We start from the raw sequence: 26,270 nt of genomic DNA on the forward strand, positions 1-26,270 counted from the left end.
CATTCCTTCGTCCCACGTTTATATATCCTATGCCATAGATTGCTATAAGCAAGGGTCTTTGTCCGTAACGCGCTGCCTATTTTCACGAACGGTAGAGGATGAAATGCACGGAGTGATTATTAGCGGGCAGCTGACACTGGCGCCCTTCAGGAAGTCCCTCGATCGTCCCCCAATATGTAACCTTTTTATCCCCGAATATTTGCGGTCCCGTCATTCCGGATTGTTACGCAGGCAGCATCGGCTAGGTCAAAATCGTTACAAAAACCCTCAATTCAGTGACAACGGCCTATTTGTTCGCATATGATGCCCAAGATGCATCCGGTTAGGAAGGAGCGAGGTCTTTTGAAAAAGAAGAAGAAAAGCCGGACGGTTAAACAACCGAACAAGAACCTCTATTTCGTGGATAATCCTGATATTCAGGAATTGGAACTAATCCGTAAAAGCAAAGTAATGGCGCCAAATACAAACCAGCATGATTCGTATGTGGAAATCCGATCCTTAGCCCCTGATACAGTTCTTGAAAGGGATGAAGTCCAGCCAGAAGCGGCGTTGGAAACAACTGAACCGGTAGAAGAGCACCAAACGGAGGATACTGCAGAGAGTCTGCCTGAGGCCATAGAAGAGCCTGAGGAAGAATCAGTGCCCGATGAGGAATCGGTACCCGAGGAATCTGTTATAGAAGAAACTATACCAGAGGAGACGGTGCCGGTTCTGGACCGTGAGGAGCTGGAGGAGATTATTGAAGAAAAAAGGATGCCGAACTCCCCGGAGCCAATCATTTATACGGATGATCTGAGCGACGGCTCGGTCACGACGTCCAAAATCGCGCTCCGGGCCATTGACTCATCCAGACTTCAGCCCGGCTCGGTAGGGAGCGAGGCTATTGCCGACTACGCTGTCTCCCATATTCATCTAGCCGACAGCTCCGTGGTCTCATCCAAAATTGCCGCTGAATCCATTCTGGAGGAGCATCTGACCGACGGCGCGATCAGCGGCAGCAAAATTCGGGATCGCTCCATCAGCGGGGAAAAAATCCGCGACGGCAGCATTACATCTACCAAGCTGGGCGACCAGGTGATCGATTCTACCAAAATCGCCGATGGTTCCATTACGTCACGCCATTTGAGTAATCTGGTTGTGACAACGGATCTGCTGCAAGACCAAGTCGTAACGGGAACCAAAATCGCCGGGTCCAGCATCCAGTCCATGCATCTGACCAATGAAGTGATCGACACGTCAAAGCTGGCCGAAGGCGCAGTCACCGGCTCGAAGATCCGGGCCGGGGAAATTACAGGCGACAAGCTGAAGGAGCGCTCCATCGAAAACAATCATATACGGGAAGGAGCGCTGACCGGGGAACTGCTGCAGAACGGCTCCGTTGGCGGAAACCAAATCGCGACGGGGAGCGTGTCGAGCGAGCATGTTGCTAAAAAATCAGTCGGCACTCAGCATCTGCAAGATGGAGCCGTGACCGGACCGATATTGGCGCCGTTTGCGGTAACATCCGCGCATTTGGCGGATGCGACCATCCGCGGCAAGCATATCGCCACGGGCGAGATCACTGCGGCACACTTAGCCGACCACAGCGTCGGGGCGACCAAATTGGCGGAGCAGTCGGTCGGAACGGTGCATATTGTCGAGCAGACCGTCACCTCATCCAAAATTGCAGATCAGAGCATACTGCCCCAGAAGATTGCTGACGAAGCCGTTCAGACCCGGCATCTGGCTCAGGGTGCCGTCCAGAAATCGCAGATCGCGCCGAATTCCATTCAGACGTCTCACATTCAGCAGGGGGCTGTTAATGGCAGCCATATCGCGTCCAACGTCGTGGAAGGTTCTCATGTCAGACACGGGTCGATCACCTCGGGCCATATTACCCGCAGCGCCATTGTCGAGCAGCATATCTCTGACGGGGCGGTAGCTTCCCGTCACCTGCAGAACAAATCTGTCATCGGCGAGAAGCTCGCAGGCGGCAGCGTAACGAGCGGAATACTGGCAGATGGAGCGGTCGGCGGCCGCAATATAGCCGAAGGCGGCATCGGTGCGGAGCATATCCGTCCAGCTTCGATTCAGGAACGGCATTTGGCCGACAAAAGCGTGCGGGCGTCCGCCATTCAGGATCAGGCCGTCACAACCCAGCATATTGCCAAAGGTTCGGTGAATGCCGAGCATCTGACGCCAGGTATCGTACACAATGCAATCATTAAGAATGAAGCGGTAACTGCAGATAAGCTGTCGGCAGGAAGCGTTCAATCCGGACATCTTAATCACGGCATTATCTATCCGGCCCACTTAGCGGACCATGCGGTAACCTCCCTGAAGCTTTCGCCCGAAAGCGTTGCAACCGACAAAATCCAGGATTTGGCCGTGACGTCGGCCAAACTGGCGGACGGCAGCGTGAACAGCCCCAAACTGGCTTCCGCGTCCGTTACCAGTGAGCATTTGTCCGACAACGCCGTCACTTCCCGCTCAATCAACATGGGTGCGGTAACCCAGCGGCATCTGTCGGAAGAATCGGTCGGCGGAGCCCAGCTTCAACCCGGATCGGTTTCAAGTGTGCATTTGCACAGCCAAGCGGTGGAGGAAAAGCATCTGGCCGAAGAGATCATCGGTGAGCGACACCTCACGGCCGGCTCGGTCGGAGGGATCCAGCTTCAGGCCGGTTCCGTCTCCAGCGTGCACCTGCAGAACCAAGCGGTGGAAGAGGAGCATCTGGCCGAAGAGATCATCGGTGAGCGACACCTCACGGCCGGCTCGGTCGGAGGGAACCAGCTTCAGGCCGGTTCCGTCTCCAGCGTGCACCTGCAGAACCAAGCGGTGGAAGAACAGCATCTGGCCGAAGGCATCATCAGTGAGCGACACCTCACGGCCGGCTCGGTCGGAGGGAACCAGCTTCAGGCCGATTCCGTCTCTGGTGTGCACCTGCAGAACCAAGCGGTGGAAGAGAAACATCTGTCCGACAATATCATCAGTGAGCGTCACCTCGCATTCGGTTCGATCGGCGGAAACCAGCTTCAGGACGGTTCTGTCTCCGGAGTGCACCTACAGAACCAAGCGGTGGAAGAGAAACATTTGTCCAATAATATTATCGGCGAGCGTCACCTTGCGGCCGATTCGGTCGGAAGCGGACAGCTTCAGGACGGTTCCGTTTCCGGTGGGCACCTGCAAGACCGTGCCGTTGAGGCAAGGCATCTGGCTGAAGGCAGCGTCGGCGAGGGTCATCTCATACCCGGCTCGGTCAGCGAAGGACATCTGCAGTCCGCATTGATCCAGGAACGCCATCTGAGTCCGTTATCGGTTAACACGGAAGTCATCAAGGATGGCGCAATAACAGCATCGAAGCTCGGACCGGAATCCGTCGGCAGCGTCAATATCAAACAGGATGCCGTCCGCTCCATTCATCTGCATGAGAAAAGCGTACAGCAGCGGCATCTTGCTCCTGGGGCGGTCGGCTTCCGGCATCTTGCTCCGGATTCCGTGGGAGAAGAGCAGCTTCAGTCTGGCAGCATCAAGGCCCAGCATTTGGCTGAGGGTGCCGTGTATTCGGAAGCATTGCAGGATGGTGCAGTAGGCGCCTCAAAGCTGGCTCCAGAATCCGTCGACAGCGCCCATCTGAAACCGGCCTCCATCGGCTTCGAGCATCTACAGGAGGGCATCATCCGTAATGGCCACCTGGGTGAGGAAGCCGTAGGCTCCAAACAGCTGGCGCCCGCATCCGTTACAGCCACCCATCTGACGACCGGCAGCATACAGTCCGGCCACCTTGCCCCGGATGCGGTATCCGAGGAAGCCCTGCAGGACGAATCGGTAACCGGTGGCAAGATCGCGTCGGATTCGATCGGAACTCGCCACATCCAGGCGAAATCGATCAACTCGGCTCAGCTTCAGGAAAAGAGCGTGGAAAAGCAGCATATTGTCCCGGGTGCAGTGGACTTCAGACATTTAGCCCCCGAATCGGTCGGAGAGGAGCAGCTGCAGGCAGGTAGTGTCGGTATGCAGCATCTGGCCATAAGCTCGGTGCATACCGAGGCGCTGCATCCCGGTGCGGTCACAGCCGACAAGCTGGCGGACACGTCGATTGGGAGCAGTCACATCCAGACAGGGGCCGTTACGGGAGAGCACTTGGCCTTTGGAGCTGTTCAAGAGCATGCGCTGAAGGATGGATCCGTCAGCTCGGCTAAATTGGCCACTGGTGCGATTGGAAGTGTCCACATCCAGCCGGAATCGATCCTGCCGCTTCACCTTCAAGCCGAGAGCATTCAGGATTGGCATCTGCAGCCCGGTCTAATCCAGGGCCAGCATCTTGCCGAAGGGATTGTCGGTCCGAATCATCTGGCAGCCGAATCCGTCACATCGGGTCATCTGCAGCGGAGCAGCATCCAGCCGCATCACCTGGATCGTAGTTCCGTAACGACCGATTCTCTGGAGAACGAAGCCGTTACGGGGGATAAGATCGCTCCCAATGCGGTCGACGGCAGCCATATCCAGCCGGAATCGATCCAGCCGTCCCATCTGCAGCCCGGCCTAATTCATGGAGCACACCTTGCAGATGGAGTAATCAGCCCGGATCATCTGGCAGCCGAATCCGTCACCTCGGAACACCTGCAGCAGGGCAGCATCCAGTCGCATCACTTGGATCGGAATTCCGTAACGACCGATTCTCTGGGGAACGAAGCCGTTACGGGGGATAAGATCGCTCCCAATGCGGTCGACGGCAGTCATATCCAGCCAGAATCGATCCAGCCGATCCATCTGCAGCCCGGCCTAATTCATGGAGCACACCTTGCAGATGGAGTAATCGGCCCGGATCATCTGGCAGCCGAATCCGTCACCTCGGAACACCTGCAGCAGGGCAGCATCCAGCCGCATCACCTGGATCGGAATGCGGTCACGAGCGATTCTCTGAAGAATGAATCCGTCACAGGAGATAAAATTGCCTCCCGCGCGGTTGACGGCAGCCATATTCAGCCGGAATCGATCCAGCCGCACCATCTGCAGCCCGGCATAGTACAGGAATGGCATCTGCAGCCGGGGATCATCCAGGGCCAGCATCTTGCCGAAGGTACCATCGGTTCGGATCATCTGGCAGCCGAATCTGTCACCTCGGGTCATCTGCAGTCGGGCAGCATTCAGCCGCACCATCTGGCGCCGGAGTCCGTTACGACCGATTCGCTGGAAGATGATGCCGTTACGGGGGATAAGATTGCCTCCAATACACTGGACGGCAGCCATATCCAGCCCAAATCGATCCGGCCATACCATCTGCAACCCAACCTTATTCGGGGAGAACATCTTGCAGAGGGAGGGGTTGGCGCGGAGCACTTGGCGTCCGGATCCGTCACCTCGGATCACCTGCAACCAAGCAGCATCCAGGCACATCACCTGGCGCCGGATACCGTCACGGCCCAATCGCTGGAGGATGAAGCCGTTACTGGCGACAAGATTGCTCCCCATGCGGTCGACGGCAGCCATATCCAGCCGGAGTCGATCCAGCCGTACCACCTTCATGCCGAGACTATTCAGGAATGGCATCTGCAGCCAGGTCTCATTCAGCCGCATCACTTGGCGCCGGAGTCCGTTACAACCGATTCGCTGAAGAAGGAAGCTGTAACAGGGGATAAAATTGCTTCTCAAACGGTTGACGGCAGCCATATCCTACCGGAATCCATCGGACCGTCCCACTTGCAGCCCGGCCTAATTCAGGGCGAACATCTTGCAGAAGGAGCGGTCGGGCAGGATCATCTGGCACCTGAATCCGTATCCTCGGACCACCTGCAGCCAGGCAGCGTACAGCCGCATCACCTGGCACCGGATTCCGTCTCGGCCGATTCGTTGGAGAAGGAAGCTGTAACGGGGGATAAGATCGCTTCTCGTGCGGTCGACGGCAGCCATATCCAGCCGGAATCCATCGGACCGTACCACCTGCAGCCTGGCCTAATTCAGGGCGAACATCTTGCAGAGGGAGTGGTCGGCCCGGATCACCTGGCACCTGAATCCGTATCCTCGGACCACCTGCAGCCAGGCAGCGTCCAGTCGCATCACCTGGCACCGGAGTCCGTCACCACCGGTTTACTGGAGGATGAAGCCGTAACGGGAGATAAAATTGCTCCCAGCACGATTGACGGCAGCCATATCCAGCCGGAATCGATTCAGCCGCATCATCTGCAGTCCGGCATTGTGCAGGAACGGCACCTTCAGCCCGGACTCATCCAAGGCGAACATCTTGCAGAGGGAACGGTCGGCCCGGATCATCTGGCACCTGAATCCGTATCCTCGGACCACTTGCAGCCAGGCAGCGTCCAGTCGCATCACCTGGCACCGGAGTCCGTCACCACCGGTTTACTGGAGGATGAAGCCGTAACGGGTGATAAAATTGCTCTGAACACGATTGACGGCAGCCATATCCAACCGGAATCGATTCATCCACTCCACCTGCAGGCGAGAAGCATACAGGATAAGCATCTTCAATCCGGGGCGGTCCATGCGGACCATATCCAGAACGGATCGATCCAGGGCAGACATATCGCCGCCAAGTCGATCACCGGTGAGCAGCTTGCTTTTGCACCCGTTCAGAGTGCTTCTGGACAGCCGGCCCTTCAACAGTACGGTATTACTTCCTTCCGGATTGGCGAAGGCCAGATGCAGGTCGAGGTGCAGGTGACGCTGCCGGAACCGTATCCGAACACCCATTATGTGATCGTGGCGATGTGCAACCATCCGGATTTCTACGCCGTATTGAACACGCAGCGGGAAGATATTGCCTTTATCGAAGTAGTGAGGAGACAGAAGGGCCCCGAAACGATCGGGTTCCTGTCCTGGATCGCGATCGGCTCCGTCTCCCCGTCAGGAAAAGGCACCACGGGCTATGCAAAGCGCAGCATGAGGCAGCGGAGCGCATTCAGGGTCGAGGCAGAACCAAAAGAAAATAAGGATAGTGAATAAGTCAACAGGCGCGGGGCTGAGTCCCTGCGCCTGTTTGTTATGTGCCCGTACCTAAATACATTGTACAAACGCCGCTTCCCCGGCATCCTCCACGGCATAGGATGTGATGAGATACGTGCTGATATGACAGGGAGGGATATGCCGAATGATGAGGCGGATAAGATACAGACGAACCTATCGATCAATACGCCGAAGGTACCGACAAGCATCGAAGACGATCGTAAGGACAAGAACCAGGCATAGAACTAAACCGCAGGCAAAGCGAAGACCCCATCCCGGCCTTCCTCCTGTCTTATCGGTGATTATCCCTGCGATGAATGAACAGAAGACGATCGCACCCGTGGTCCGGGAAGCGCTGCGGATACATCCATCCTGCGAGGTTATTGTCGTGGCCAACGGCTGCCGTGACCGGACGGCAGAGGCTGCGGAGTCTGCGGGGGCTCGTGTGCTGAGATATGAGCATCCGCTTGGACATGATGTGGGAAGAAGCGCAGGGACGCAGGCGGCCCGAGGTCAAGTGATGCTGTACCTGGACGGGGACATGCCGATCGGAGCCCGGCAGCTTCGTCCCTTCGTCATGGCGGTCCTCGGTGGAGTGGATGTCGCTCTGAACCGATACAGCGGCCCGGTTCAGCGGCGTCAGGCGCATCCGGTCGTTCAAGCCAAGCATGTCTTGAATACGATGCTGCGCCGCACGGATCTGCTCGGATCCTCCCTGACCGCCGTCCCGCATGCATTAAGCCGCCGCGCTGTCGACAAGCTCGGCTCCGAATGCCTGTCGATCCCTCCCCTCGCTTTAGCGAAGGCAGTCACCGCCGGACTCAGGGTCGAAGCGGTCCATGAAGTACCCGTAGGGCGGTTAAATAAGCGTAGAGCCAAGGTGGACGGGAAAGATCTTCTGCAGGAGGTGGTTCTCACGGATCATATTCAGGCAGTGAAGTGGTATTTGTCGGTAACGGATCCAAGGGGTCTCCGCAGTGACCTGGGGCGGGAACGAAAGCGGGTGAGAAGGTGAGCCTGATGAGAAAGAGATCAAGAAGCGCACTGGCCCGGTCCCGAATAAATTGGGCCGGACGGAAGTCTCGGCATAAAAGGCGCGCCAGCGCGAAGCGGGGCGGTGCGGCGATTCAATCCATCCATAGGGAAGGGGCAAGCAAGCTGGCGGATGCCGCCTATCAGGCCGGGCTCCTTGCCGGGAATCATGCCGTCGCCGAAGAAGCCGAGGCTCTCCTCTATGAATCGCCGCTTCAGCGGACGTTTGCCGATTGGTGCGCAGCGCATGTAAAGAAGCGTCCGGATATTCGAACGATGCTCCGGCTGTCAAGGAGTTACACCGACGGCTATGCCAAAGGCTCCGGGCGAAAAGATATCCGTATTCCACTGCCGCTGGCAAGGTCGGCCGCGGCCGTCGTCTGCGCCAGCAATGAGCAGGATACGCTGGGCAAGGTGCTTCAGCAATTGGAACGGCTGCCGTTCCGGGAAGTGATCGTCGTGCTGAACGGCTGCCGGGATCAGAGCTATCCGGCCGCGCGCAAGCACCGGATCGCCAGCATACTCCATGTTCCGGACCGGCTCGGACATGACGTGGGCCGGAGTGTAGGGACCGCCATGACCTCGGCGGATATTGTGCTGTTTACGGACGGGGATGTCGTGATCTCAGCCGAGGAGTTGGCGCCTTTTATATATAAGGTGGATGAAGGGATGGACGCTGCGCTGAATGACCTAAATCCGTATTTGCCGCCGTATGTGCAGCAAGATGAGGTAACGCGGTGCAAAAGCTTTTTAAATACGGTGCTTGGGCACCCGGAACTTGGGGCCAATTCGCTCACGGCCGTTCCTCATGCACTGGCAAGACGTTTGATTGCAGATATCGGCAATGAGCAGTTGATGGTTCCCCCGAAGGCCCAAGCACTGGCCTTGGCAAAGGGGTACCGCTTCGCGCTGGTGCAGCCGGTTGACGTGATCAGCGCGAACCGGAAGCGTCCAGGAAATACGGGCACCGGCAATGCGGTGGCAGACCTAATTATCGGTGACCATGCAGAAGCGCTCCATGCGCTGCTGGATGCCGGCTGGATGCCTCAGTCCTCCTCGGGCTCCCGAGCGGAAGTCGCCCTGAGGAGGAATGCCTGATGAGTCTGGATCAGCGAACGACGAGCATCGTCATCCCCACGTATAACGGCTTGCATCTGCTTGCCCCCTGCATCGAGGCGATCCGCCGATACACCAATATGCCATATGAAATGATTGTCGTCGACAACGCCTCGACGGACGGTACCGACCGCTATTGCGTCAAGGAAGGGATCCCGTTTATCTCCCTCCCGGAAAACCGGGGGTTTCCAGTCGCGTGCAACATGGGGCTGGCGGCAGCCGGAGGGGACGATCTGCTCCTGCTCAACAACGATGTGACGGTAACGGCAAACTGGTTGTCCAATATGCTCGCTGCCCTGCACAGCAGGGAGGATGTCGGCTTGGTCGGGCCCGTTACCAATGCAGCTTCGGGTAGACAAAAGGTGGATGTTTCTTTTCAAAATATAGAGGAATTCCAGCGGATAGCCGCTCGAAACAATGAGTCAGATCCGTCCCGATGGGGGGAAGTCAGCCGGGTTATCGGCATGTGCCTGCTCATGAAACGGGAAGTGCTGAGCAAGATCGGATTTCTGGATGAAGCATTCTCTCCAGGTCATTATGAGGATGACGATTACTGCTACAGGGCCCGGATGGCCGGCTTCCGTCTGCTGATTTGCGGGGATGCGCTTGTTTACCATCAGGGCAGCGTCAGCTTTAAAGAGGTATACTCCGAACAGATTCAGCAGCTGATTGACCGGAACCACCGCTTATTTATGGAAAAGTGGCATATTGATCCCCGCCAGTTTATAGAAAATGCAGGCAGCATATCTGAAGGAGGAGAGGTGCAGTGAGAGGTATTATCTTGGCAGGCGGGACAGGTACCCGGTTGTATCCGCTGACCCGGCTGATCAACAAGCATTTGCTTCCTGTCGGAAAGTATCCCATGATCGTCTACGGCATCGACAGATTGCGCCAGGCAGGAATCAAGGAAATTCTCATTGTCATGGGCAAACAGTCCGCAGGCTTGTATACGGAATATTTGGGAAGCGGTCAGGACTTCGGCGTGCAGTTGACCTACCGGATTCAGGAATCTGCGGGGGGAATCGCCGAGGCGCTGGACCTGGGAAGAAGCTTTATTATGATGGACGAAAAATTCGTCGTTCTGCTTGGAGACAATCTGTTTATGGATGATTTGAGCACGTATGTCAACAAATTTGCGAGACAGTCCGCCGGCACGGCGCGGGTGCTCCTGAAGCAGGTTCAAGATGCCCGGAGGTACGGCGTTCCGGTGTTTGACCGGGCGCATCCCGAGCTCATCAGCCGGATTGAGGAGAAGCCGGCGAAGCCCAAGTCTTCTTACTGCGTTACCGGTTTTTATATGTATGATTCCACCGTGTTCGATATTATCTCCAGGATCCATCCATCGGGCCGGGGAGAACTGGAGATTACCGACGTCAACAATGTCTATGCCGCTGACGGGCGGCTGGAGTACGATATCCTGCAGCAGTGGTGGAGCGACGCGGGCACGTTTGAATCCCTGCAGGAGGCAGGCAAGAAAATGAAGGGGAATTTCCCATGAGCCGCCCTCGAATCCGTAAGAGAGCCCTTATTCCTCCATGGAAGAGGGCTCTTCGTTTCAAGGGAACCAAGCGTCGTTCAATGCCCCGCTGGCGGCAGGGTCCGCTGAACCGAAGGGATAGAAGAAAGCGCAAGTACGGCCAGCGGCGAAACGGTTTGAGGCATCCGAAGCTGCCGGGGGTTACTTCCCTCGCAGTGCTTCCTCATCCCCAAGAGGAACCTGCTGAAACCCACACGGAGCCCTCGATTGATATCCAAAAGGTGCAGGATGCTGCTTACCAGGCCGGGTATGCAGAGGGGGTGGAGGAGGCGGTCGCCTCCCAGCTTCCACCGTACACGGTGCTGCCGGAAATGGGAGCTAGCGAGGTGATCGCCGCGGGACTATTGGCATACCGGGAACATTGGCTTCAGCTATTGCGCCCCGATGAGGTCCACGGCCGTATGGTGCAAGCCTTGGCCACAGGCCAGCCTTTGTCGGTTGTCCGGCTGGGCGACGGAGAATTACTGGCTCTGGCCCATGACACCGTACTCCCGCTGGCGGAAGTGCGGCAAAAGGGGCGCTTTCTCTCGACAGCAGGAATAGTGCTGCCCGATCCGCAGGCACGCGATATGCTGGCCGAATCGCTTCGCACGGCCGGGATCGTCGGCATTCCGCATTCCCGTCTGCCGACGTTCCAGGGCCTTTTGTTCCCGGTGCTTCGGCATTTCGGGCTGTCTTATCGCAACCTGACGCTAACGACATCCACGATAAATTACGCGCTGCATGAGCATGGTCTGCTGCAGCAGCTTCTCCCGGGGAAACGGCTGCTTCTGATCGGAGACCGTGCTCCCGAGCTTGCGAATACGCTCATGGCTTCGGCTCCGCTGGACATAGCCGGCGTAATCAACCCGGTGCGTGGTTTTCGGGACATTCCAAGAGTGATGGAGGAGGCGGCCATATGCGAATTTGACCTGGCTCTCGTGGCCAGCGGCATTCCCGCGGTCGTGATCTGTGAGCGCATCGCGAGCCAGCTGGGCAAAGTCGCGCTGGATTTTGGACATCTGGCGGATAAGCTCGCTACCGGTGAGATTCCATACGCCAGAGGGTAAGAGTGCACAAACGGAGAGGAACATCATTTTTGAAAACGGGGAGGGATTGAAATGAAGAGACGGATCAGGAGAGCAACATCCTCCGGAAGCGGCCGATATCATCAGGGCTACGAGCGCGGTTACGCGGAAGGGCTGCAAAAGGGAAGGGATACGTTCCATATTCCGTTTCAAGGCACCAGCATCATCATTCCGACCTATAATCAGGCCGATTATCTGATCCAGTGCATAGGGAGTATTGAGGCTCATACGCCAGAACCGCATGAGATTATTGTCGTTGACAATGCGTCTACGGATGATATTGCCTCCTGCCTCAGGCCGTTTAGCGGGAAAGTCAGGTTTGCAAGAATGGAGGAGAACCGAGGGTTTGCCGGCGGCGTCAATCACGGCATCATGATGGCAAAGGGAGAAACGGTTGTCATCCTGAACAATGATATTCTCGTCACCCCGAATTGGCTGACCCATATGCTCCGCTGCTTGGACAGCGACCCCCGGATCGGCGCCGTTGGGCCCGTGACGAACTATATCAGCGGGGAACAGCAAATTCCGGTTCCTTACGAAGGCGTGGAGAAAATGTGGGAATTCGCTGCCCGCCATAACGTGCCGGATGCAGGGAAATGGCGTGAAGCCGACCGTTTGGTCGGCTTCTGCCTGTTACTCCGCAGAGATGTCCTGCACCTCATTGGTTATTTGGATGAGGGATATCGGATCGGCAACTATGAAGACGATGACTGGATCATTCGGCTTCGGCTCACCGGCCGGAAATTGTTCATTGCCGGGGATTCGTTTATCCACCATTTCGGAAGCGTAAGCATGAAGAAGCTGGGACAGCAATTTGAACCGGTCAATCAACATAACGAGACGTATTATAGTAATAAGTGGGATAACCCTTACAATTGGGTGACGAGCATGAAGGAAGGAGCCCTGGCTAGGTTTCCCGGGCTGCGAAGCGGGTATGAACTTTACCCGTCACACGTACTGGTACAGGACCGGTCCGGCCTTGTGTATTTTCTGCTGAACGGGCGGAAGTACAGCGTCGGCGGCGGGGCGGACTCGTTTGACGCAGATGCCGTATTGCTGTCAAGGATGGATATCCGGCAAATTCCGGACGGAGAGCAATCTCTGACGGGTGAGCAGATCCGGGAAATGTTGTATTCGGCAGCAATGGCTGAGTCCGCAGCGGCAGGAGAGGCCAGCGCTGGTCAGCTTGTGGCAGGCCCCGGTGGACGCGTGTACCAATGGTCCGGCGGAACGCTGAGGCCGTTTGCATCGCCGCATACCTTGGAGCGATGGCACATGGAGCTGAGAAAACGATCGGTATGGCCAATCGAGCAGTTGTCCTCCGTGCCGGAGGGGGATCTGATTATCGCCCCGCCGCGCCTAGATAACCCCGTGCTTTGACGGTTTTCCAAAAAAATAATAATAAAAAAACCGGATGCCGCCTTCATTCGCGTAACTGACTTCAGGATGGCGGCATAGGATATAGCAGGCAGATGCGGATCAGGCGGACCGCCTATTCGCAGACGGCGTGACCTATCACCAGGGAGGGACCGGAATGCAGAGCAAAATTGACGAAATGCTTACCCATATGTCACATTCCAAGCAGCAAATGGCCAGGGTTCTGGATGCCGAGCGCCAAGTTGCGGTCCGGATGGCCCAGATTATTCATGATTTGCCCGATGAGCATCCGGAATTTGAAGGTGTGAGCGGGTTGATTGAAAATTCCAGCCAGATCAACAAGAGCATCATTTCTTACTTGAGCAGCATTGCCGACCTGCAGGAAGCGCTGGCGGAAACGTTAAATCATGTGGTGAAAGAGATGGGCAGCAATGAAGAGGAATAACTTCGGGAAAAACGTGAGGGAGTGCAGGATATGAGCAGAGAACAGGCTTTTTTGCATATGCTGGACGCCGCCTCCAAAATTCAGTGGAACATCGCGATGATTCTGGAGGCCAAAGCCGTCGAAGCCGAAAAAATCCGGAACTGGACGCTGAATCATCTGAATTCGGACGCGTTTTCAAGCCATGAGAATCAGCTGAGCGAGCCTCTGCAGATTCACGGTCAAATCGTGGAGCTGCTGGAGGGGCTGACGAAGATGGAGAATGGACTGTGCAGCAACTTGAAAGCATTGCTTGTACAGGAAGAAGAAGAGTACGGTGGCGCTGGCGGCGGCGGGGAAGGCATGTATGGCAGCAGCGGTGGTGATTTCAGCCTAGGAGACATGGGAAAATGAGCTTGCTCCTTCGAGAGCAGGAAACGAAGCTGGAACTGATCCAATCCATCGCGCTCAGCCAAAAGGCGCTGGCCCGGATTCTCGGGAGCATCGCCGACATCTCTTCCGAGTCGGACCTCTCTGCCCGGGCTCTCCTTGAAAATATCCGGCTCTTGACGCAGCATCAGGATACGATGTGCCGAATGCTCACGGGCATCAGCCTGTGCCAGCCCCGAAACGGGAATTCCGCGCCGCCCTGGTTAAACGCATCTTTATCCGCCCATTTCGCAGCCACCCGAGAAGTACAGGAGGATTAAGGGATGATAACGAAGAAGAAACGTTCCGGCCGGAGGCCACGATCCAGGAAGCGCCTGCTGCTTGCCCGTAAGGCGCGACTCATCAAGCTCAAAAAACGGCGGAAACGCCCGCTACCGACGAAGAGAAAGCATCGGATCAAAAAAATCCGTAAAAAGCGCAAACCCGTGTCTAAGCCGGTGCTGCCGGTTCCCGTGGCTCAAGTCGCCGAGCCTCACAGCAGCCCGGATTCGGCGTACAGCCAAGGGTTTGACGAAGCTTACAATGAAGGGTTTAACGCGGGCTTTGCCAAAGGCTATGAAGACGGCCATCTGTTAGCCTACCAATCTAAGTAATAAAATGAGGGAATGGGACACAGTCAAGCCTTTCGCTCCATGGGACAGCCATGGGGCGAAAGGCTTTTTGCCGTTTTTCTGCAGGGCAAACGCCAATTTAGCCGTGTTAAGGCAGTCGTCCATGATGCAACTGCCTCTTCCGCATATATTTATATTGTTCTTTCACAATTCATGACAGACAGGGTGAAGACTGTGGAAAATGTGGCTGAATCGGCGGCAAGCCCCAGTTACCAGCAGGGTTACGAGGACGGCTTGCGCCTCGGTGTTTGTCAGGCTGTCATGGAACGGATACCTGGTCCGGAGCCTTATTTCCGGAACATGAAAGTTTTTTATGTTCCGCAGGGCTTTCATGCCATAGATCAGGGAATATCCGCTGCGCTCAGCAGTCTGGTCAGAGAATGTATCGTTGTGGAAGCTCCGAAGATGCTGGAGCTCGCCAAAAAGGAACGTCCCGATCTTATATTCGTTTTGAACGGATTGCACGTATTTCCCGAGAATCATTTGGAGGATATCCGGCGCCTCCGTGCGCTGGGGATGACCACGGTTGTATGGTTCGTCGACGATCCTTATTTTAGCGAGGATACGGCCGTCGCGTGCACCGCGTATGACGTGGTGTTTACGCATGAGCTGGGATGCGTGTCTTTTTACCAAGGGTTGGGGGCCAGGAACGTCCACTACTTGCCGCTGGCCGTGAACCCGGAAATGTTCAAGCCCCTGCGCTGCGGCCCGGAGCATTTGTACGACATTTGCTTTATCGGCAATGCTTTTTGGAACCGTGTCGCTATCTTTGATGAAATGGCAGCGTTTCTGGAGAATAAAAAAGTGCTGATTGCCGGGGGATTCTGGGAGCGCTTGTCCAGGCAGGATTTGCTGGGCCGCTCGGTACGGCTTGGATTTATCCCGCCGGAGGAAACAGTCCGTTATTACAATGGGGCGAAAGTGGTCATTAATATTCACCGTCCTGACGAATGGGGGCAGGACAACCGCAACATCCATCGGATCGGCGGCAAATCGATCAACCCGAGAACCTATGAGATCAATGCTTGCGGAGCTATGCAGATCACCGATATCCGTGAAGACCTCACCAGTTTTTACAGACCGGGCTATGACATTGATACGTTTGCATCCGTTGCGGAACTCGAGAACAAGATTACCTATTATCTGGAGCACGACGAAGAACGGAGAAATATGGCGGCCCGCGGGCTGCACACGACCCGTCAGGCGCATACGTTCATCAGCCGGATGAAAACTTTCCTGAAGCAGTTCTGATGCTGACAATTTCAATCAAGGGAGTGTCGATATGTCGAAGGTTAAATGGCCCCGAAGGGTCCAGGATCTGAATCTGAGTTACGATTCCGCCAAAGCGAGAGCCAGGGGACGCGAGGACGGCTATCGCAGCGGATATCACGAAGGTTATTTGCGAGGCCGTGCGGACGTGATCACCAGCCGTCCGGCGGAATCCGTCCCGTTCCGTCAAATTCGCGTCTTGTATATCGCTTCAGGCAAGGGGTACCCGTATTCGCCGCTGGACGAGGCCATCTCCTCCACGCTCCGGACTATGGTCGCTGAAGTGGTCATTATTGAGCCGGGACAGCTTACCGTCGAAACGGTTTTGCAGACCGCTCCAGATCTGGTGCTTGTTCTGGACGGCATGTTCATAAACAACGAAATCATGGATGCCGTTCGGCAGCACGGAATCCGCACCGCCGTCTGGCTTACGGACGATCCTTACTATACCGACATGACGATGGAGAATGTCAAACATTATAACTACATCTTCACGTTGGAATCCAACTGCATTCCTTATTATCAACAGTTGGGATGCGCGCATGTCTATCATCTGCCTTTTGCTGCCCATACCGAGTACTACCGGCCGTCCCGGAATATATCTCCGCTTCGCCGGGATGTCAGTTTCATCGGCTCGGCGTACTGGAACCGAATCGCCTTTTTTGAACCGATCATCGACCGGCTCATGCAGCATAAAACGGTGTTCAACGGGATTTGGTGGGACCGATTGCCTAATTATACGGCTTATCAGGACCGTATCGAGCTCAACAAATGGATGGGACCTGCCGAGACAGCGGAGGCTTACAACGGTTCAAAAATCGTCATCAACCTGCACCGCTCCCATGAAGACGATTCCGTAAACAACAACGCCATCAAAATTCCCGCAGCTTCCCCCAACCCCCGCACCTTTGAAATTTCCGCCTGCGCCACGCTTCAGCTAAGCGACAGCCGGAGCGACCTGGCCAAATTTTATACGCCTGGCGTGGAGATCGAAACGTACAGTTCCCCGGAGGAGTTGTTGTACAAAATTGAATACTATCTTGGGCATGAGGAAGAACGCAGGCAGATTGCCCTTAACGCACTGGAAAGAACGTTCAGAGATCATACGTACGGCAAGCGCCTGAACGAGATGCTTACGATCATTTTCTCGTAATCTCTATACGTTTGAGGCTTTTGTACGAATGGCGGGCAGCATGTGTCCGTGCCGGCGTTTGTAGCCTCTCATATCTTGTATTATCTGGGTGAAAGGAGGTGTGATTCGTACCCCTGTACGATTTCTGCAGGCGGGCCTAAAGCATGGACATGACAAAACCCAAATTAATGCTGTTCTCCCATGTCAGCAACACCAAGAGTATTACAGGAGCAGAGAAACTGCTGCTGCTTTTCTGTCGCTGTATGGCATCTTATTTCAATTGTATTTTGGTGGCTCCGGGCGAAGGCAGGCTGACGGACCAGGCCCGAAAGCAGGGCACGCTGGTTATCATTCAGTCCTTTCCCCTGTTGTACGGCATGTATACCCCGGACTCCCGGCTGCCGCTGAACGCCGCTGAGCTCCGCAGCCATCCCGATTATTCTTCAGTCGTCAAGCTCATCGGAGAGACCGCACCGGATTTGGTACTGACGAACACCATTGTTAACGCACTGCCGGCGCTGGCCGCCAAATCTCTGGGGATCCCAGTCGTATGGAAGGTCACAGAGGTGATGCAAGAGAACGAATTCACGACGGAAGCGCTGAACATCGTGGAGAACAGCTGCGATTGGATGATTGCGATTTCGGAAGCGTCGGCCCGGGCGTACCGTGGGCGGACCAGCAGTCCGATCAGCCTGCTCCCTCCATCCTCGGACAGCGAACGGCTTCACTCCTTTGGTGAATTAGTAAGACAGAGCGAACGAAATGGGCTCAGGCTGAAAGAGGAACATAAGTGCATCGGCTACATTTCCGCTTTTATTCATCCGGAAAAAGGCTTAAGAGAGTTTATTCGTATGGCGTTGTCTCTATGCCCCGGCCGTCCCGATTGCCGTTTTGTGATCATCGGCCGGGCTGCGGATCATCGTTATTACGATGCTTGTCTAACGGATATCAGATTTTCTGGATATAAATCGAGATTCCAATTCATCCCGTTCGTGGAATCGGTTCAGTCGGCCTACAGTGCGATGGATATTCTGGTCGTGCCAAGCATGGTGTCCGAGGGCTTTGGCATGACCGCGCTGGAAGGCATGCTGTGCGGTAAACCGGTTGTGGCCTTTGCATCCGGGGGGCTCGGTGAGCTGATGGAGAGTACAGGCAATGGACATTTGACGGTACCCGTCGGGGACGCCCAGGGGCTGGCCGATAAGGTTGCCATGCTGCTGAGCGATCCGGTTGCTCTGACGAATATCGGCATGCACAATGAAGCGGCGGCGAGGGCGTTGTACGGAATTGAAGCCTACCAGCGGAGGCTGGATCAAATCGTCAGTCAATGGCGCGAATGCTATCCGCAATGGCTGACAGCCGGAAACCGAGCCCCCCTGCTCGTAGAGGAACCTCAGGTACAATCGGAGCCTCCGGTTGACAAGTCACATGCCTCCCGTAAATCGCGGAGATCCGGCCGCAGAAGATCCTACTATATCCGGATCACCCGCAAAAGGAAGTTGAAGAGGCCTGCGAAAAGATCACGAAGATTTGCGAGCGGTAAAACCCTCCGAAGATTGAAGAACAAGAAGGGTAAATCCGTTGGACGACGGAAGAGAGCGAAACGTTGGAATAGGAGACTGAAGTTATGAGAATGATGACGATCCTGGGTACAAGGCCCGAAATCATCCGCCTCAGTCTCATTCTACCGAAGCTGGACCGGTATGCCGAGCGCCATGTGCTTGTGCATACCGGGCAGAATTTTGCAGAAAGGCTGAGCGGCATCTTTTTCCGCCAACTTGGATTGCGTAGCCCCGATTATGTGCTGCAGGACGGTGCTGCTTCACTGGGAGTACAGCTGTCATCAATGTTTTCCCAAATGGAGACTATCCTGAAACGGGAGAATCCCGATAAAATCCTGCTTCTCGGAGATACCAACAGCGCCCTCTGCGCGATTCTGGCCGAACGGCTCGGATACCCCGTAGTGCATATGGAGGCGGGGAACCGCTGCTTTGACCTGAACGTTCCGGAGGAGAAGAACCGGCGTATCATCGATACGATTTCTTCTATTAATATGCCGTATACAGAACAGAGCAAGAAGCACTTGATTGCCGAGGGCTTTCCGAGCAGCAGAATCGTTCTTACAGGAAACCCCATTTATGAAGTGATGAAGCATTACGAGCCCAAGACCCGGAGCAGCGTCATTCTGGAAACCCTGGGTCTTACGCCGAAGGAGTATTTTCTTGTCACCGCGCACCGTGCGGAGAATGTGGACCGGCCGGAGCATCTGGAGCAGATTATGCAGGGACTGAACCTGATCGCTGAAAATCACGGCCGTCGTATCATATGCAGCATTCATCCCCGGACCGCTTCGCGGATTGCCGAGCACTCCGGATTTTCCATGAACCCTCTGGTGGAATTTCATGAACCCTTTGGATTTTTCGACTTTGTCCAATTGGAGCGATCCGCCTGCTGTGCATTAACGGACAGTGGAACCGTACAGGAAGAGTGCTGCATTATGCAGGTACCGACTGTCACGATGAGGCAAACGACGGAGCGGCCGGAAACGGTGGATTGCGGAAGCAACATCGTATCAGGCGTCGATGCGAAGCGGATTGCCGGTTCAGCGGCTCTGATGCTTGAGCTGAACACAAAGTGGCAGTGTCCCCAGGGATACCTGGTGGAAGATGTATCGGATAAGGTTGTCAAATTTCTGCTTGGAGGGAACGTGCATGTTTGAAAATCAGCGTATATTGGTGACCGGTGGCACCGGATCATGGGGCTATGAGTTGATTGCCCAATTGCTGCCGCTCATTCCGAAGGAAGTGGTGGTTTTCTCACGGAATGAATCCGCTCAGGTCGCAATGAGCCGGGAATTTGAAAATGACCGGCTGCATTTCCGGATCGGGGACATTCGTGACAAAGAAGCTTTGATGACGGCATGCCAAAATATCGATTACGTGTTTCATCTGGCGGCACTTAAACATGTTCCAATATGCGAGGATCAGCCTTATGAAGCATTAAAAACGAACGTGATCGGCACGCAGAACGTCATCGAGGCCGCAATTGAAAATAAAGTAAAGAAAGTATTCTACATTTCGACCGACAAGGCTGCAAATCCCTCCAACTTTTACGGGATGACGAAAGCCATTGGTGAGAAGCTGATCGTATACGCGAATCTGCTTCACACCGATACCCGATTCGTCACCGTGCGGGGGGGCAATGTGCTTGGAACCAACGGCAGCGTCGTGCATGTGTTCAAGGAACAGATACGGAATAAGGGTTATGTGTCCATTACCGACATGAAAATGACGCGTTTCTTCTTAACGCTTCGCGATGCGATCTCCGTGCTGTTCAAAGCGGCGGAAGAAAGCGTCGGCGGCGAAATTTTCGTCATGATGATGCCGGCCTGCCGGATCGTAGATTTGGCGGAGGTATTGATTGAGGCTTCCGGACGGGAGGACGTTCAAATTGTTGAATCCGGCGTTCGTCCGGGTGAGAAAATTCATGAAATTTTGATGAGCGACTATGAGAGTCTTTCGACCGTGGTGTTTGACGAAGAATATCTGGTCATTTTGCCGTCACTCAACATACCTGGCCTGAAATATCGGTACAGTCACTGCCAGCCGGTTTCGTTCAGCAGCTTCTCATCAAACACCCACCTGATGAACAAAGAGGAAATCCGCAATATCCTGGAGCGCGGGGGGTTCTTATAATGAAGCTGTTGATCCTGGGAGCAAGCGGAATGGCAGGCCATATGCTGGTCGATTATTTCAAGCTGCAAAGCAAGCACCAGGTCTTTTACACGACCCGGGATCCCCGCAACAGCGGTGGACTAATCATGGATGCTTCCGATATCGGGACAGTGGATAAATTGGTCGAGATCGTGAGACCCGATTGCATCATCAATGCGATCGGCGTACTCAACCATTTTGCGGAAGAGGACAAAATCAATGCTTACCATATCAACGGCTTTCTGCCGCATCGTCTCCGCCGGGCGGCGGATGCAGTCGGGGCCAGATTGATTCATATCAGCACCGACTGCGTTTTTGAAGGAAGGCGCGGAGGTTACCGGGAGAACGACATATCCGATGGAACGAGCGTCTACGCATTGACCAAAGCGCTCGGGGAAGTCCAGGCTCCGGGGCATTTGACGATCCGCACCTCCATCATCGGCCCGGAGATCCGCTCGAATGGAATCGGGTTAATGCACTGGTTCATGCATCAGCAGGGGACCGTTACGGGGTACTGCAACGTGTTTTGGAACGGGGTAACCACGCTGGAACTGGCAAAAGCGATCGATACCGTATTATTCACGCCATCATTGTCCGGGCTGATTCATCTGGCTCATCCGGAACCGATCAGCAAGCACGATCTTCTTTTGTCGTTCCAGGAGATTTGGAATCTGAGGGATGTGACTGTGGTTGCGGGTCATACCCCCGTTCAGGACCGGACGCTGCTTTCGACCCGAGGTGACTGGAATTACAAGGTTCCTCCTTATCGAGACATGCTGAAGGAGTTGGAACAATGGATGCGAGAAGCGACTTTGAGCAGCGTGTCATTCTAATCACCGGAGCTTCGGGGTTTACCGGCAGCCATGCCTGCCGGTATTTTGCCGGACAGGGCTTGCAGGTTGCCGCGATGGTACGCCATATCAGGGAAGAGGATCAGGCCGAAGGTGTCCGATACTACGCCTGCGATCTCCTTGACAAGAACGGATTGGAAAAACTCGTCGGGATCATCGCTCCGGATTATGTCCTGCATCTGGCCGGTAAAAACTCGGTGCCCGAATCTTGGGCGGAACCGCTGCTCTATATGGAATCCAACGTGCTCCCAACGCTCTATCTCCTGAACGCCCTCCGCCGTTATCCTTCCTGTCGGATTTTAATCACCGGTTCAATGCTTGTATTTCCTCTGCATCCGCCGTTTAGGCCGCCTCATCCATATGGCCTGAGCAAAAGTTTGCAAAAGGCAGCGGCTCTATCATGGAGGGAGCTGTTCGGCCAGGCCATCGTGCTGGCAGAGCCGTCTAATCTTGTAGGCCCCGGTCCGTCGAGGGGCTTTTGCAGTTTGCTAGGGCAGCATATCTCAGCCTGGGAACGGGGGGAAGCGGCTGAAGCTTTCCGCATTCCCTCCCGCTTCATACGTAGAGATTTTTTAGATGTACGCGACGCGATTAGAGCTTATTGGGTTTTGCTGGAGCGAGGATTACCCGGAGAGATCTATTCCGTCCGGTCAGGAAAAGAATACACACTCGGCGAAATTACCGATCTTTATAAGGAAATTTCTGAGAAGCCATTCCCTATCGAGTGGGGCGAAGGTGAGAATTCCAGCCAAAAGAGTCCGAAAAATACGGCCCCCAGGATGAAGGGACTGGGCTGGGAACCTTCCATTCCACTCCGAACATCGCTTACCGATGTTCTCGAATACTTTCGTACCTGTGGTGGTGATTACAAATGAGACCTTTGGTTACGATCGTCATTCCTTTTTACAACGATCCATATGTAGAGCAGGCGGTTGAAAGCGCCTTGTCGCAGTCCTACAGCCCCATAGAGATCATTGTGGTCGATGACGGATCGACGCAGCATGCCGAACGATTGGCACCCTACCGGCCCTACATTCATTATCTGGGAAAAGCTAACGGAGGCACTGCCAGTGCGCTCAACCACGGAATCCGCCATTCTTCTGGAGAATATATTGCGTGGTTGAGCTCAGACGATTTGTTTTACCGGGACAAAATCAATAACCAGGTGTTATTCATGCTGGAGCGGAACGCGTGGATTTCCCATACCAATTTCAACAACATCGACAGGAACAGTCAAGTTGTGAAGGATCGTGCGGGCGCATCATTTGAACGGATGATTGATTTTTACCGGTTCTTTCTGAACAAGGCCAACCCAATTAACGGATGCACGGTCATGATGAGAAAGGAATTATTTTGTCACATCGGGCTGTTTGATGAGTCCCTTCCTTATACGCATGATTTGGAAATGTGGGGCAGGGCGATTCAGGCCGGCTTTTCGTTTCATTACTTAAACGAAGCGCTGGTCGGCTACCGCTGGCATGAGGCCATGGGAACCCTTCGGCATCAGGAAGTCATTAAACGGGAGAGTGCGGTCACTTGGCAGAAGGTTAATGATGTGATCGGCCGAATCGCAGCCATGATGGAATAAAAGCAGTCAGCCCGTGGGCTGTTCTTCACGATATTATGACCAACTATTCACCGTTTGAGCTTGTACTGTTTACCAATATCAACAACGCGGCGCATACCGGTGTTTATAAATAGCTGAAAGACGGGAGGAGGAATCAATGAAAGTTTTATTTGTATTTTACGTGCCTAGCGGCGGGATGGACACGATCAATCGTTTGCGCTGCCAGGAACTGAGGAATTACGGAATCGAGGCCTCCTGTTTGTATTATTTCTGGGGGGCGGGCATGCAGAACAGGGCGGATTTTCCGATTTATATTACCAATGATGACGCGGAAATCAAGCAAATACTGGATGCGGGCGGTTATGACGTGATCGTGGTTACGACGGATCATGGGAGCTTCCCCCGTTTCCGCCAACTTGGGTATACCGGCAAGCTGGTCCTTGAAATTCAGGGTTACGGGCCAAAAGAGGTAGCCCGAAGCAAGCTCACCGAGGCTGTTCCCTATGTGAATGCTTACGCATCCGCTTTAATGAATCCCAGTACGCCGCATATCACTGCTTTATTCCAGGAACTGTTTCCGCACATCCCCTGCTATATCATTCCTAACTGTATTCATTCGGAGACGTTTACCTATCGCCAAACGACCAAGCTGTCCTACCCGGTCATCGCCTGGCTGGGAAGGATAGACGATAATAAAAACTGGCGGGAGTTTTTGTATATAAGCCATCAACTAACGCATTTCGTACCCGATTTGCAGCTATGGATGTTTGAGGATGCCAATTTGGGTGATCCTGACCAGCGTCAGCAGTTTTTAAAAGTTGTGGACGACTTGCAGCTGGGTTCCCGGCTAACCATGCACTCTAATATTCCGAATCACGAAATGCAGTACTATTATTCTTCGATCGGAGATTCGGGCGGATTGATGTGCTCAACCTCGAAAGTGGAGGGAGGGCCGCTATCGGTATTGGAAGCGATGAGCTGCAGATGCCCTATTTTAGCATCCAATTCAGATGGAGTGGCGATAACCATCAAGCATAATGTTACAGGAAAGAACTATAATCTTGGAAATGTTCATCAGGCCGTCACCGAGGGATTGAACCTCATCCAAGATGTTGATTTAAGGGAGAGCATTAGGAATGCTGCACAGCATTTAGTTAAGACGAAATTCAATCCTTATCGGTATAGCGTAAGTTTTATTAATATGTTGAACAGCATCCAGAATTTAAACGGGTGAAGCGACTTGATTATTCTAAGTAATGTATAATAAAACAAATAAGGGCTTGCCGTTAGGTAACGGTAAGCCCTTATTTTGTTAAGACTGCGCCGGTTCCGACGAGATGAATCCCCTGGTTTGGAAAATTTATTAATGCTGCTGACTCACCCCGCTGTTGCATAATCATCATTTAGAAGTGTCTGGATGATGCTCATATCGGGTATCTTATAGTCGCTGGAATTAGCTTGAAGTGTCTTGAGAATAGGGTTCCAGATTTCCTCTTCATATGGAGGGGGTTCCGATAATGAAAATATGGAAGCGAGTGTGAGCGGTGAATCATCGTTACTTTTGTGTTTTTTCTGTTTTCTAATAAATATGCTTTTTAGAATGTATTTCCGTCTTTTGCGCTTCAATCTTTGATGACGTTTTATGTTGTGAAGTCGTTCCATTGTTATTTTTTTCTTAGAAGTCTTCTTTTTCTTCTTAGGAATCGTATTCTTCTTTTTCTTATGCCTAATAGGCGCTTTCTTCTTTGAACGTTGCCCCATTTTGCATCTCCTCCTTTTGAGGTGTTTTGCTGTTCATGATGTGGAGAAGTATCGTTACCTTGATTGAGATACTTGCTGCGTGCGAACTCATACAATTCATGTAGGCGGGAAGTCATTGCAGGTAAAGACCAGTATATTTCTCCCTGTTCTTTGGCGTGATTTGCAACGGAAAGGAACAATGCCGGGTTTTCTAAGGCAGATCGCAGTAAAACATATAACTGATCACTATCTCCGGTACGAAATACAAATCCAGTCGATGCGCTTTTTACCATTTCAGGTATGCCACCGGCATCAGAAGTGATAATCGGTTTGCCAGCAATTTGGGCCTCAATAATGGCGAAAGGCTGGTTGTCCTGAATGCTCGGGAGGACAATGAGGTCTGCTTGGCGTAACAATTCTGGGATATCATCACGCTTTCCCAGAAAGGTGACGTGGTCTGCGAGACCAAGTTCCTGTACGGTTCGCTTTAATTTATCGCGGAGTGATCCGTCACCAACTAGCCAGCAAACCCAGTCTGTGCGTTCTTCTCTCAGCTTAGATAGAGCATGCAGCAGATAGATGTGCCCTTTTACAGCATCGAAGCGTGCAGGACACATAAACACTTTCTTTGCGGTGGGTTTCGTTATGGTGACATCACGCATCATGTTTTGTTGAAATTCATCCACATCTATACCGTAAGGGCTAACGACAATATGGTGTTCGGGAACAGAAAATTCATGAACCAATAAATCTTTTAGCCATTGTGATGGAGTAATGGTTACATCGCTAACGGTCGTACCCAGATATTCGCGCAAGGAACAATAGCGCCATAGGCGAGAACTTTGATCTTGCTCTAGCAATCCTATATCCGTCCATTCAACAAACACTTCCTTGGCGAGGCATCCGTGAATTGTCGTTACTAAGGGGATGTTTGGTGGTTTAACACGTGACATTGCATGGGCGCTCACGATGTCCTGCGCGTGAATCAGATCATATTCTGCCAGACCGAAATACATGATAGCGGCTTCCATGCAGTATCGATCGATCTCGGATTGCTTAATCCAAGGATCAACACCAGGCAAATGGTGATCCATATATTGATGGGTCTGGTTGGCAATCAATGATTGCAACCTTCCCTTTTCTATAAACAAGTCTTTATTGGAGATGCGAAATCCCTGACCGTCCGGCGTCGGGGAGAAGATATCAGCGTGATGCCCCGCGCGTTGTAATGCTTTGGTCAGTTGATTGACATACGTGTTCACGCCACCGGCATTAGGTAGCGCCCAACTGCAGGCGATTAATATTCTCATCTGTTCATCTCCCGATTGACTAATCTGTCGTCCCCATATCATATGAGCTATTCATACCATTGCTCACGTACATATACCCATTTCACCCACAGCAAATTTAGGTCTCCATCGGGAAGTACGGCGGCAGCAGCAATC

The 26,270-nt window shown here is 53.8% G+C and carries 21 protein-coding genes; 20 read left to right on the plus strand and 1 reads right to left on the minus strand.

The features are described from left to right. The first annotated feature begins 342 nt into the window (after nt 1-342). From CJP46_RS29950 to CJP46_RS30045, 20 genes are all read left to right on the plus strand, one after another. On the plus strand, nt 343-6,942 hold the full coding sequence (locus CJP46_RS29950; protein WP_179281387.1) for a WIAG-tail domain: 6,600 nt from the start codon (nt 343-345) through the stop codon (nt 6,940-6,942). A gap of 217 nt (nt 6,943-7,159) precedes the next feature. Continuing rightward, nucleotides 7,160-7,957 (plus strand): glycosyltransferase family 2 protein, encoded by a 798-nt coding sequence (locus CJP46_RS29955; RefSeq protein ID WP_256992607.1) that lies wholly within the window; start codon nt 7,160-7,162, stop codon nt 7,955-7,957. 5 nt (nt 7,958-7,962) lie between these two features. Continuing rightward, complete coding sequence (locus CJP46_RS29960) at nt 7,963-9,072, plus strand: glycosyltransferase family A protein (protein ID WP_256992597.1); 1,110 nt, start codon at nt 7,963-7,965, stop codon at nt 9,070-9,072. Continuing rightward, on the plus strand, nt 9,072-9,860 hold the full coding sequence (locus tag CJP46_RS29965) for a glycosyltransferase family 2 protein (protein ID WP_094599301.1): 789 nt from the start codon (nt 9,072-9,074) through the stop codon (nt 9,858-9,860). The genes CJP46_RS29960 and CJP46_RS29965 overlap by 1 nt, the downstream gene beginning before the upstream one ends. Next, nucleotides 9,857-10,588, plus strand: coding sequence for a sugar phosphate nucleotidyltransferase (locus CJP46_RS29970; RefSeq protein ID WP_094599302.1), 732 nt, complete (start codon nt 9,857-9,859; stop codon nt 10,586-10,588). The genes CJP46_RS29965 and CJP46_RS29970 overlap by 4 nt, the downstream gene beginning before the upstream one ends. Beyond that, on the plus strand, nt 10,585-11,676 hold the full coding sequence (locus CJP46_RS29975; protein WP_256992598.1) for a GT-D fold domain-containing protein: 1,092 nt from the start codon (nt 10,585-10,587) through the stop codon (nt 11,674-11,676). Before CJP46_RS29970 ends, CJP46_RS29975 begins: the two co-directional genes overlap by 4 nt. Nucleotides 11,677-11,727: 51 nt before the next feature. Next, the gene (locus tag CJP46_RS29980) at nt 11,728-13,074 is read left to right on the plus strand and encodes a glycosyltransferase family 2 protein (protein ID WP_094599303.1); all 1,347 of its coding nucleotides are present in this window, start codon (nt 11,728-11,730) and stop codon (nt 13,072-13,074) included. Between the two features lie 154 nt (nt 13,075-13,228). Then, complete coding sequence (locus CJP46_RS29985) at nt 13,229-13,516, plus strand: nucleoside-diphosphate sugar epimerase (RefSeq protein ID WP_094599304.1); 288 nt, start codon at nt 13,229-13,231, stop codon at nt 13,514-13,516. Nucleotides 13,517-13,546: 30 nt separating this feature from the next. After that, nucleotides 13,547-13,906 (plus strand): alpha-helical endospore appendage domain-containing protein, encoded by a 360-nt coding sequence (locus CJP46_RS29990; protein WP_094599305.1) that lies wholly within the window; start codon nt 13,547-13,549, stop codon nt 13,904-13,906. After that, on the plus strand, nt 13,903-14,202 hold the full coding sequence (locus CJP46_RS29995; RefSeq protein ID WP_094599306.1) for a hypothetical protein: 300 nt from the start codon (nt 13,903-13,905) through the stop codon (nt 14,200-14,202). Before CJP46_RS29990 ends, CJP46_RS29995 begins: the two co-directional genes overlap by 4 nt. 3 nt (nt 14,203-14,205) lie before the next feature. Continuing rightward, nucleotides 14,206-14,535 carry a hypothetical protein gene (locus CJP46_RS30000; protein WP_094599307.1) on the plus strand — a complete coding sequence of 110 codons (330 nt, stop codon included), beginning with the start codon at nt 14,206-14,208 and terminating at the stop codon, nt 14,533-14,535. 183 nt (nt 14,536-14,718) lie between these two features. Beyond that, nucleotides 14,719-15,804, plus strand: a complete 1,086-nt coding sequence (locus CJP46_RS30005; protein ID WP_373558055.1) for a CgeB family protein — start codon at nt 14,719-14,721, stop codon at nt 15,802-15,804. 31 nt (nt 15,805-15,835) lie between these two features. Further along, nucleotides 15,836-16,975 (plus strand): glycosyltransferase family protein, encoded by a 1,140-nt coding sequence (locus tag CJP46_RS30010; protein ID WP_094599308.1) that lies wholly within the window; start codon nt 15,836-15,838, stop codon nt 16,973-16,975. A 143-nt stretch (nt 16,976-17,118) separates the two neighbouring features. Then, nucleotides 17,119-18,585, plus strand: coding sequence for a glycosyltransferase (locus CJP46_RS30015; protein WP_094599309.1), 1,467 nt, complete (start codon nt 17,119-17,121; stop codon nt 18,583-18,585). Further along, nucleotides 18,582-19,673: a non-hydrolyzing UDP-N-acetylglucosamine 2-epimerase gene (gene wecB, locus CJP46_RS30020; RefSeq protein WP_094599310.1), complete on the plus strand. Its 1,092-nt coding sequence runs from the start codon at nt 18,582-18,584 to the stop codon at nt 19,671-19,673. Before CJP46_RS30015 ends, wecB begins: the two co-directional genes overlap by 4 nt. Then, the gene (locus tag CJP46_RS30025) at nt 19,666-20,649 is read left to right on the plus strand and encodes a polysaccharide biosynthesis protein (protein ID WP_094599311.1); all 984 of its coding nucleotides are present in this window, start codon (nt 19,666-19,668) and stop codon (nt 20,647-20,649) included. The genes wecB and CJP46_RS30025 overlap by 8 nt, the downstream gene beginning before the upstream one ends. After that, a complete protein-coding gene (locus CJP46_RS30030) occupies nt 20,649-21,500 on the plus strand; it encodes a dTDP-4-dehydrorhamnose reductase family protein (RefSeq protein WP_094599312.1) in 852 nt (283 codons plus the stop codon). The genes CJP46_RS30025 and CJP46_RS30030 overlap by 1 nt, the downstream gene beginning before the upstream one ends. Then, nucleotides 21,461-22,393 carry an NAD-dependent epimerase/dehydratase family protein gene (locus CJP46_RS30035; RefSeq protein WP_094599313.1) on the plus strand — a complete coding sequence of 311 codons (933 nt, stop codon included), beginning with the start codon at nt 21,461-21,463 and terminating at the stop codon, nt 22,391-22,393. The genes CJP46_RS30030 and CJP46_RS30035 overlap by 40 nt, the downstream gene beginning before the upstream one ends. Beyond that, nucleotides 22,390-23,106, plus strand: coding sequence for a glycosyltransferase (locus CJP46_RS30040; RefSeq protein ID WP_094599314.1), 717 nt, complete (start codon nt 22,390-22,392; stop codon nt 23,104-23,106). The genes CJP46_RS30035 and CJP46_RS30040 overlap by 4 nt, the downstream gene beginning before the upstream one ends. A 238-nt stretch (nt 23,107-23,344) precedes the next feature. After that, a complete protein-coding gene (locus CJP46_RS30045) occupies nt 23,345-24,319 on the plus strand; it encodes a glycosyltransferase family 4 protein (RefSeq protein WP_306431108.1) in 975 nt (324 codons plus the stop codon). Nucleotides 24,320-24,749: 430 nt separating this feature from the next. Here CJP46_RS30045 and CJP46_RS30055 read toward each other — a convergent pair whose 3' ends face one another. Next, nucleotides 24,750-26,135, minus strand: coding sequence for a glycosyltransferase family 4 protein (locus CJP46_RS30055; protein ID WP_179281388.1), 1,386 nt, complete (start codon nt 26,133-26,135; stop codon nt 24,750-24,752). Nucleotides 26,136-26,270: the final 135 nt, after the last annotated feature.

It is taken from the genome of Paenibacillus sp. XY044, from assembly GCF_002257645.1.
In the GTDB taxonomy this organism is placed as follows: Bacteria; Bacillota; Bacilli; order Paenibacillales; family Paenibacillaceae; genus Paenibacillus_AQ.